This window comes from Streptomyces sp. NPDC056600, from assembly GCF_042792855.1.
In the GTDB taxonomy this organism is placed as follows: domain Bacteria; phylum Actinomycetota; class Actinomycetes; order Streptomycetales; family Streptomycetaceae; genus Streptomyces.
In genome coordinates, this window is record NZ_JBHTVQ010000008.1 from 141490 (window position 1) to 150918 (window position 9429).

A 9429-nucleotide genomic window follows, 5' to 3' on the forward strand; every position below is an offset into this window, starting at 1 on the left:
CGGAGCCTGCCCGATGAAGCGTCACCTCATCTCGGCCGCCGACCTGACCCGCGACGACGCCGTCCACATCCTCGACACCGCCGAGGAGATGGCCCGGGTCGGAGACCGCACGGTCAAGAAGCTTCCCGCCCTGCGCGGCCGCACCGTCTGCAACCTGTTCTTCGAGGACTCCACCCGCACCCGGATCTCCTTCGAGGCCGCCGAGAAGCGGCTGTCCGCCGACGTCATCAACTTCGCCGCCAAGGGGTCCAGCGTCTCCAAGGGCGAGTCCCTCAAGGACACCGCCCAGACGCTGGCCGCCATGGGCGTGGACGCGGTCGTCATCCGCCACAGCGCCTCCGGCGCCCCCTACCGCCTGGCCACCTCCGGCTGGATCGACGCCCCGGTGATCAACGCCGGTGACGGCACCCACCAGCACCCCACCCAGGCCCTGCTGGACGCCTTCACCATGCGCCGCCGCCTGATCGGCCCCGACGCCGGCCTCGGCCAGGACCTCGCCGGCAAGCACGTCACCCTCGTCGGCGACGTCCTCCACAGCCGGGTGGCCCGCTCCAACGTCGACCTGCTGCACACCCTCGGCGCGCACGTCACCCTGGTGGCCCCGCCGACCCTGCTGCCGGTCGGCGTCGAGACCTGGCCCTGCGAGGTCTCCTACGACCTCGACTCCGCCCTCCCGAAGGCCGACGCGGTGATGATGCTGCGCGTCCAGCGCGAGCGGATGAACGCCGCCTTCTTCCCCACCGAGCGCGAGTACTCCCGCCGCTACGGCCTGGACGGCGACCGGATGGCGAAGATGCCCGACCACGCCATCGTCATGCACCCCGGCCCGATGGTCCGCGGCATGGAGATCACCGCCGAGGTCGCCGACTCCGACCGCTGCACCGTCACCGAACAGGTCGCCAACGGCGTCTTCACCCGGATGGCGGTCCTCTACCTCCTGCTCGGCGGCAACGCCAACGAGCCCACGCCCGGCCAGTGAACCGCATCCGAGGAAAGGCAGAACCCATGAGCAAGACCCTGATCCGCGGTGCGCGCGTGCTGGGCGGCGAGCCGCAGGACGTGCTGATCGACGGCACCACGATCGCCGCCGTCGGCGCCGGCCTGGACGCCGAGGGCAGCGCCTTTGACGACACGGTCGTCATCGAGGCGGACGGCAAGGTCCTCCTGCCGGGCCTGGTCGACCTCCACACCCACCTGCGTGAGCCGGGCCGCGAGGACTCCGAGACCGTCCTCACCGGCACCCGCGCCGCCGCCAAGGGCGGCTACACGCAGGTGTACGCGATGGCCAACACCTTCCCCGTCGCCGACACGGCCGGCGTGGTCGAGCAGGTGTACCGCCTCGGCCAGGAGCACGGCTACTGCGACGTCCAGCCCATCGGCGCCGTCACCGTCGGTCTGGAGGGCGAGAAGCTCGCCGAGCTCGGCGCGATGCACGAGTCCGCGGCCGGCGTCACCGTCTTCTCCGACGACGGCAAGTGCGTCCACGACGCGGTGATCATGCGCCGTGCCCTGGAGTACGTGAAGGCCTTCGGCGGCGCCGTCGCCCAGCACGCCCAGGAGCCCCGGCTCACCGAGGGCGCCCAGATGAACGAGGGCGTCGTCTCCGCCGAGCTCGGCCTCGGCGGCTGGCCGGCGGTGGCCGAGGAGTCGGTCATCGCCCGCGACGTCCTGCTCGCCGAGCACGTCGGCTCGCGCGTCCACATCTGCCACCTGTCCACGGCCGGCTCCGTCGAGATCGTCCGCTGGGCCAAGTCCCGCGGCATCGACGTCACCGCCGAGGTCACCCCGCACCACCTGCTCCTCACCGACGAGATGGTGCGCAGCTACAACCCGGTCTACAAGGTCAACCCGCCGCTGCGCACCGAGCGCGACGTCATGGCGCTGCGCGAGGCGCTGGCCGACGGCACGATCGACATCGTCGCCACCGACCACGCCCCGCACCCGCACGAGGACAAGGACTGCGAGTGGGCCGCCGCCGCCATGGGCATGGTCGGCCTGGAGACCGCCCTGTCCGTGGTGCAGGAGACCATGGTGGAGACCGGACTGCTGGACTGGGCCGGCGTCGCCGACCGGATGTCCGCCGCGCCCGCGCGGATCGGCCGGGCCCAGGGGCACGGCCGTCCGGTGGCCGTCGGTGAGCCTGCGAACCTCACCCTGGTCGACACCGCATACCGTGGAGACGTGGACCCCGCGGGCTTCGCCTCCCGCAGCCGCAACACCCCCTACGAGGGCCGTGAGCTGCCGGGCCGTGTCACCCACACGTGGCTGCGGGGCAAGGCCACCTACTCCGACGGGAAGCTCGCGTGACGACCTCGACCCCCTTCCTCCTGACCCTCGCCGCCGAGGCCGAACGCAAGTCGGCCGAGGTGACCAACTGGCCGGGCCGCATCGCCTGGGTCGTGGGCCTCGCCCTGTTCGTCGCGCTGGTCTACTGGCTGATGCGCGAGGGCTGGAAGTGGCGCTCCACCCTCCAGGGCGACGTGGCCGAGCTGCCGCAGACGCCCGAGGAGCCGGGCGAGGCGAAGCTGACCATGAGCGGCCGCTACCACGGCTCCACCGAGGCGGGCCGCTGGCTGGACCGCATCGTGGCGCACGGCCTGGGCACCCGGAGCCGGGCCGAGCTCACCCTGACCGACGCCGGACTGGTCGTCGACCGCCCCGGCGCCACCGACTTCTTCGTCCCGGCGGGCCGGCTCCGCGAGGCCCGGCTCGACAAGGGCATCGCCGGCAAGGTCCTCACCGAGGGCGGCCTGCTGGTGGTGACCTGGGAGCTCGGCGACCGGCTGATCGACTCCGGCTTCCGCTCCGACCGGTCGGCCGAGCACGCCGACTGGGTCGCCGCCATCAACCACATGACCGCACAGCACCACCAGCAGACGGAAGGCGCACGATGACGACCTCCACCAGGGGAGCCAAGTCTCCCGCAGTACTCGTCCTGGAGGACGGCCGGATCTTCCGCGGCCGCGCCTACGGGGCCGTGGGGGAGACCTTCGGCGAGGCCGTGTTCTCCACCGGCATGACCGGCTACCAGGAGACCCTCACCGACCCGTCCTACCACCGCCAGGTGGTCGTCATGACGGCGCCGCACGTCGGCAACACCGGCATGAACGAGGAGGACCGCGAGTCCCACCAGATCTGGGTGGCCGGCTACGTCGTCCGCGACCCCGCCCGGGTCCCCTCCAACTGGCGCTCCACCCGCACCCTCGACGACGAGCTCGCCGACCAGGGCGTCGTGGGCGTCAGCGGCATCGACACCCGCGCCCTGACCCGCCACCTGCGCGAGCGCGGCGCCATGCGCGTCGGCATCTTCTCCGGCGAGGCCCTCGCCTCCGAGGAGGCGCTGCTGGCCCGGGTCCGCGAGTCGGCCCAGATGAAGGGCGCCAGCCTCTACGAGGAGGTCGCCACCGCCGAGGCGTACGTCGTCCCGGCGCAGGGCGACAAGAAGTTCACGGTCGCCGCGATCGACCTCGGCATAAAGGGCATGACCCCCTACCGGATGGCCGAGCGCGGCATCGAGGTGCACGTCCTGCCCGCCACCGCCACCCTCGACGAGATCTACGCCGTGAACCCCGACGGCGTGTTCTTCTCCAACGGTCCCGGTGACCCGGAGACCGCCGACCACCCCGTCGAGCTGATGCGGGGCGTCCTGGAGCGCTCCACCCCGCTCTTCGGCATCTGCTTCGGCAACCAGATCCTCGGCCGCGCCCTCGGCTTCGGCACCTACAAGCTGAAGTACGGCCACCGCGGCATCAACCAGCCGGTCCAGGACCGCACCACCGGCAAGGTCGAGGTCACCGCCCACAACCACGGGTTCGCCGTCGACGCCCCGCTCGACAAGGTCTCCGACACCCCCTACGGCCGCGCCGAGGTCTCCCACGTCTGCCTCAACGACAACGTCGTCGAAGGGCTGCAGCTGCTCGACCGGCCCGCGTTCAGCGTCCAGTACCACCCCGAAGCGGCCGCGGGTCCCCACGACGCCGCCTACCTGTTCGACCGCTTTGCCGCTTTGATGAACAACAGTCTCATGGAGGGCCAGCGTGCCTAAGCGCACCGATATCCAGTCCGTCCTGGTCATCGGCTCCGGCCCGATCGTCATCGGCCAGGCCGCGGAGTTCGACTACTCCGGCACCCAGGCATGCCGCGTGCTCAAGGCCGAGGGTCTGCGCGTCGTCCTGGTCAACTCCAACCCGGCGACGATCATGACCGACCCGGAGATCGCCGACGCCACCTACGTCGAGCCGATCACCCCCGAGTTCGTCGAGAAGATCATCGCCAAGGAGCGCCCCGACGCCCTCCTGCCCACCCTCGGCGGCCAGACCGCGCTCAACACCGCGATCTCCCTCCACGAGAACGGCACGCTCGCCAAGTACGGCGTCGAGCTGATCGGCGCCAACGTGGAGGCCATCCACAAGGGCGAGGACCGCGAGCAGTTCAAGGTGGTCGTCGAGGAGGTCCGCAAGAAGATCGGTCACGGCGAGTCCGCCCGCTCGGTCATCTGCCACTCCATGGACGACGTCCTCGCCGGCGTCGAGACGCTCGGCGGCTACCCCGTCGTCGTCCGCCCCTCCTTCACCATGGGCGGCGCCGGCTCCGGCTTCGCCCACGACGAGGAGGAGCTGCGCCGCATCGCCGGCCAGGGCCTCACGCTCTCCCCGACCACCGAGGTGCTCCTGGAGGAGTCCATCCTCGGCTGGAAGGAGTACGAGCTGGAGCTGATGCGCGACAAGCACGACAACGTCGTGGTGGTCTGCTCCATCGAGAACTTCGACCCGATGGGCGTCCACACCGGCGACTCCATCACCGTCGCCCCCGCGATGACCCTCACCGACCGCGAGTACCAGGTGCTGCGCGACGTCGGCATCGCCGTCATCCGCGAGGTCGGCGTCGACACCGGCGGCTGCAACATCCAGTTCGCGGTCAACCCCGTCGACGGCCGGGTCATCGTCATCGAGATGAACCCCCGCGTCTCCCGCTCCTCCGCGCTCGCCTCCAAGGCCACCGGCTTCCCGATCGCCAAGATCGCCGCCAAGCTGGCCGTCGGCTACACGCTGGACGAGATCCCCAACGACATCACGGAGCAGACCCCGGCCTCCTTCGAGCCGACGCTCGACTACGTCGTGGTCAAGGCGCCCCGCTTCGCCTTCGAGAAGTTCCCCTCCGCCGACTCCACCCTCACCACCACCATGAAGTCGGTGGGCGAGGCCATGGCCATCGGCCGCAACTTCACCGAGGCCCTCCAGAAGGCCCTGCGCTCCCTGGAGAAGAAGGGCAGCCAGTTCAGCTTCACCGGCGAGCCGGGCGACAAGGACGAGCTGCTGCGCGAGGCCGTGCGGCCCACCGACGGCCGCATCAACACCGTGATGCAGGCCATCCGGGCCGGCGCCACCCAGGAGGAGGTCTTCGAGTCCACGAAGATCGACCCCTGGTTCGTCGACCAGATGTTCCTGATCAAGGAGCTCGCCGACGAGCTGGCCGCCGCCCCCGAGCTCACCCCCGACCTGCTCGCCGATGCCAAGCGCCACGGCTTCTCCGACCAGCAGATCGGCGAGATCCGCGGCCTGCGCGAGGACGTCGTGCGCCAGGTCCGGCACGCCTTGGGCGTCCGCCCGGTCTACAAGACGGTCGACACCTGCGCCGCCGAGTTCGCCGCGAGGACCCCGTACTTCTACTCCTCCTACGACGAGGAGAACGAGGTCGACCCGCGCGAGCGCGCAGCCGTGATCATCCTGGGCTCCGGCCCGAACCGCATCGGCCAGGGCATCGAGTTCGACTACTCCTGCGTCCACGCCTCCTTCGCGCTCAGCGACGCCGGCTACGAGACCGTGATGGTCAACTGCAACCCGGAGACCGTCTCCACCGACTACGACACCTCCGACCGGCTCTACTTCGAGCCGCTCACCCTGGAGGACGTCCTGGAGATCGTCCACGCCGAGCAGCAGGCCGGACCGGTCGCCGGTGTGATCGTCCAGCTCGGCGGCCAGACCCCGCTCGGCCTGTCCCAGGCGCTCAAGGACAACGGCGTGCCCGTCGTCGGCACCTCCCCGGAGGCGATCCACGCCGCCGAGGACCGCGGCGCCTTCGGCCGCGTCCTCGCCGAGGCCGGCCTGCCCGCCCCCAAGCACGGCACCGCCACCACCTTCGCCGAGGCCAAGAAGATCGCCGACGAGATCGGCTACCCCGTCCTGGTCCGCCCGTCCTACGTGCTCGGCGGCCGCGGCATGGAGATCGTCTACGAGGAGTCCCGCCTCGAGGCGTACATCTCCGAGTCCACCGAGATCTCCCCGGACCGCCCCGTCCTGGTCGACCGCTTCCTCGACGACGCGGTGGAGATCGACGTCGACGCCCTCTACGACGGCACCGAGCTCTACCTCGGCGGCGTCATGGAGCACATCGAGGAGGCCGGCATCCACTCCGGCGACTCGGCGTGCGCCCTGCCCCCGATCACCCTCGGCGGCTACGACATCAAGCGGCTGCGCGCCTCCACCGAGGCCATCGCCAAGGGCGTCGGCGTCCGCGGTCTGATCAACATCCAGTTCGCCCTCTCCGGCGACATCCTCTACGTCCTCGAGGCCAACCCGCGCGCCTCGCGCACCGTGCCCTTCACCTCGAAGGCCACCGCGGTGCCGCTGGCCAAGGCCGCCGCCCGCATCTCGCTCGGCGCCACCGTCGCCGAGCTGCGCGCCGAGGGCCTGCTGCCGGCGAAGGGCGACGGCGGCGACCTGCCGCTGGACGCGCCGATCTCCGTCAAGGAGGCCGTGATGCCGTGGTCGCGCTTCCGCGACGTGCACGGCCGCGGCGTGGACACCGTCCTCGGCCCGGAGATGCGCTCCACCGGCGAGGTCATGGGCATCGACTCGGTCTTCGGCACCGCCTACGCCAAGTCGCAGGCCGGCGCCTACGGTCCGCTGCCCACCAAGGGCCGCGCCTTCATCTCGGTCGCCAACCGGGACAAGCGCTCGATGATCTTCCCCGCGCGGGAGCTCGTCCAGCACGGCTTCGAACTGCTCGCCACCTCCGGCACCGCCGAGGTGCTGCGCCGCAACGGCATCCCCGCCACCGTGGTGCGCAAGCAGTCCGAGGGCGAGGGCCCGAACGGCGAGAAGACGATCGTCCAGCTGATCCACGACGGCCAGGTCGACCTCATCGTCAACACGCCCTTCGGCACCGGCGGCCGCCTCGACGGCTACGACATCCGCACCGCATCCGTGGCCCGCGGCGTCCCCTGCCTCACCACCGTCCAGGCGCTCGCCGCCGCGGTGCAGGGCATCGACGCCCTCACCCAGGGCGACGTCGGAGTCCGCTCCCTGCAGGAACACGCGGAACACCTGACCGCGTCGCGCGGACAGTGACCGACGAGGGGGACACCGGAAGGTGTCCCCCTCTTCATGAGGAGCCCCTTTCCATGTACAAGCTGTTCTTCCGCCTCGTGTTCCGCCGCATGGACCCCGAGGCCGCCCACCACCTCGCCTTCCGCTGGATCCGCCTGGCCGCCCGGATCCCCGTGCTGCGCACCTTCCTCGCCGCCTGGCTCGCCCCGCGGTACACCGAGCTGCGCACCGAGGCCCTCGGCCTGCGGATGCACGGCCCGTTCGGCCTGGCCGCCGGCTTCGACAAGAATGCCGTCGCCATCGACGGCATGGCCATGCTCGGCTTCGACCACGTCGAGATCGGCACCGTCACCGGCGAGGCCCAGCCCGGCAACCCGAAGAAGCGCCTCTTCCGCCTGGTGGCGGACCGCGCGCTGATCAACCGGATGGGCTTCAACAACGACGGCTCCGCCGCCGTCGCCGATCGCCTCGCCGCCCGCGAGCCCGTCTTCAAGCCGGTCGTCGGCGTCAACATCGGCAAGACCAAGGTCGTCCCCGAGGAGGAGGCCGCCGCCGACTACGTGAAGTCCGCCGAACGGCTCGCCCGCCACGCCGACTACCTGGTCGTCAACGTCTCCTCGCCCAACACCCCCGGCCTGCGCAACCTCCAGGCCACCGAGGCGCTGCGCCCGCTGCTCACCGCCGTCCGCGAGGCAGCCGACCGCACGGTCACCGACCGGCGCGTCCCGCTGCTGGTGAAGATCGCCCCCGACCTCGCCGACGAGGACGTGGACGCCGTCGCCGACCTCGCCGTCGAACTCGGCCTGGACGGCATCATCGCCACCAACACCACGATCGCCCGCGCCGGACTCGGCCTGCGCTCCACGCCCGCCCAGGTGCAGGAGACCGGCGGCCTGTCCGGCGCCCCGCTCAAGGCACGCTCCCTGGAGGTGCTGCGCCGCCTCTACGCCCGCGTCGGCGACCGGATCACCCTGGTCGGCGTCGGCGGCGTCGAGACGGCCGAGGACGCCTGGCAGCGCATCCTGGCCGGAGCCACCCTGGTGCAGGGCTACAGCGCCTTCATCTACGAGGGCCCGCTGTGGGCCCGCGCGATCCACAAGGGCCTGGCCCAGCGCCTGCGCCAGAGCCCTCACGCCACCCTCGCCGACGCGGTCGGCGCGGACGTCCGCAGGAACGGCACGAAGGGGAACGCCGCATGAGCCACCTGGAACCCTTCGGCGCACGGCTGCGCCGCGCGATGGACGAGCGCGGCCCGCTGTGCGTCGGCATCGACCCGCACGCCTCCCTGCTCGGCTCCTGGGGCCTGGCCGACGACGTCGCCGGGCTGGAGCGCTTCAGCCGCACCGTGGTCGAGGCGCTCGCCGACCGGGTCGCCATGCTCAAGCCGCAGATCGCCTTCTTCGAACGGTTCGGCTCCCGCGGCCTCGCCGTGCTGGAGAAGTCCGTGGAGGAGGCCCGGGCGGCCGGCGCCCTGGTGGTGATGGACGCCAAGCGCGGCGACATCGGCTCCACCATGGCCGCCTACGCCGAGTCCTTCCTGCGCAAGGACGCCCCGCTCTTCTCCGACGCGCTCACCGTCTCCCCGTACCTCGGCTACGGCTCGCTGAAGCCGGCCGTGGACCTGGCCCGGGAGAGCGGGACCGGACTCTTCGTGCTGGCGCTCACCTCCAACCCGGAGGGCGGCGAGGTCCAGCACGCGGTGCGCGAGGACGGCCGCAGGATCGGCGCGACGATGCTGGCCCACCTGGCCGCGGAGAACGCGGGGGAGCGGCCTCTGGGCTCCTTCGGCGCGGTGGTCGGCGCCACGCTGGGCGACCTGTCGTCCTACGACCTCGACGTCAACGGCCCGCTGCTGGCCCCGGGGATCGGCGCCCAGGGCGCGACGCCGGCCGACCTCCCGCGCGTCTTCGGCGCGGCGGTGCGCAACGTGGTCCCCAACGTGAGCCGCGCGGTGCTGAGCGAGGGCCCCGGCGCGGCAGGGCTGCGGGACGCGGCCGAACGCTTCGCCGACGAGGTCCGCACGGCCGTCGACGGCTGAGCGGGCACGCCGAAGGAGGGCGCAGGGCGCCCAGGAAGCGGGTCCGCCACGGGGAAGGCCCCC

The 9429-nt window shown here is 71.7% G+C and carries 7 protein-coding genes; all 7 read left to right on the plus strand.

All coding sequences use genetic code 11. The annotated features are described in order from the left end of the window. Positions 1-13: 13 nt before the first annotated feature. Genes ACFRAV_RS07090 through pyrF form a run of 7 tightly spaced genes read left to right on the plus strand, consistent with a single transcriptional unit; the run spans position 14 to position 9366 of the window. The gene (locus ACFRAV_RS07090) at positions 14-979 is read left to right on the plus strand and encodes an aspartate carbamoyltransferase catalytic subunit (RefSeq protein WP_351118577.1); all 966 of its coding nucleotides are present in this window, start codon (positions 14-16) and stop codon (positions 977-979) included. A 26-nt stretch (positions 980-1005) separates the two neighbouring features. Further along, the gene (locus ACFRAV_RS07095; RefSeq protein ID WP_382552316.1) at positions 1006-2307 is read left to right on the plus strand and encodes a dihydroorotase; all 1302 of its coding nucleotides are present in this window, start codon (positions 1006-1008) and stop codon (positions 2305-2307) included. Beyond that, positions 2304-2894: a hypothetical protein gene (locus tag ACFRAV_RS07100; RefSeq protein WP_382552317.1), complete on the plus strand. Its 591-nt coding sequence runs from the start codon at positions 2304-2306 to the stop codon at positions 2892-2894. The genes ACFRAV_RS07095 and ACFRAV_RS07100 overlap by 4 nt, the downstream gene beginning before the upstream one ends. Next, on the plus strand, positions 2891-4045 hold the full coding sequence (gene carA / locus ACFRAV_RS07105) for a glutamine-hydrolyzing carbamoyl-phosphate synthase small subunit (RefSeq protein WP_382552319.1): 1155 nt from the start codon (positions 2891-2893) through the stop codon (positions 4043-4045). The genes ACFRAV_RS07100 and carA overlap by 4 nt, the downstream gene beginning before the upstream one ends. After that, the gene (gene carB, locus ACFRAV_RS07110; protein ID WP_382552321.1) at positions 4038-7349 is read left to right on the plus strand and encodes a carbamoyl-phosphate synthase large subunit; all 3312 of its coding nucleotides are present in this window, start codon (positions 4038-4040) and stop codon (positions 7347-7349) included. Before carA ends, carB begins: the two co-directional genes overlap by 8 nt. Positions 7350-7402: 53 nt before the next feature. Then, complete coding sequence (locus ACFRAV_RS07115; RefSeq protein WP_382552323.1) at positions 7403-8527, plus strand: quinone-dependent dihydroorotate dehydrogenase; 1125 nt, start codon at positions 7403-7405, stop codon at positions 8525-8527. Continuing rightward, positions 8524-9366 (plus strand): orotidine-5'-phosphate decarboxylase, encoded by an 843-nt coding sequence (pyrF, locus tag ACFRAV_RS07120; protein WP_382552325.1) that lies wholly within the window; start codon positions 8524-8526, stop codon positions 9364-9366. Before ACFRAV_RS07115 ends, pyrF begins: the two co-directional genes overlap by 4 nt. Positions 9367-9429 lie beyond the last annotated feature (63 nt).

Excerpts from the sequence above, each read along its gene's own strand:
- ACFRAV_RS07090 (WP_351118577.1), top strand. The coding sequence starts at position 14 with ATGAAGCGTCACCTCATCTCGGCCGCCGACCTGACCCGCGACGACGCC.
- ACFRAV_RS07095 (WP_382552316.1), top strand. The coding sequence starts at position 1,006 with ATGAGCAAGACCCTGATCCGCGGTGCGCGCGTGCTGGGCGGCGAGCCG.
- carA (WP_382552319.1), top strand. The coding sequence starts at position 2,891 with ATGACGACCTCCACCAGGGGAGCCAAGTCTCCCGCAGTACTCGTCCTG.
- ACFRAV_RS07115 (WP_382552323.1), top strand. The coding sequence starts at position 7,403 with ATGTACAAGCTGTTCTTCCGCCTCGTGTTCCGCCGCATGGACCCCGAG.
- pyrF (WP_382552325.1), top strand. The coding sequence starts at position 8,524 with ATGAGCCACCTGGAACCCTTCGGCGCACGGCTGCGCCGCGCGATGGAC.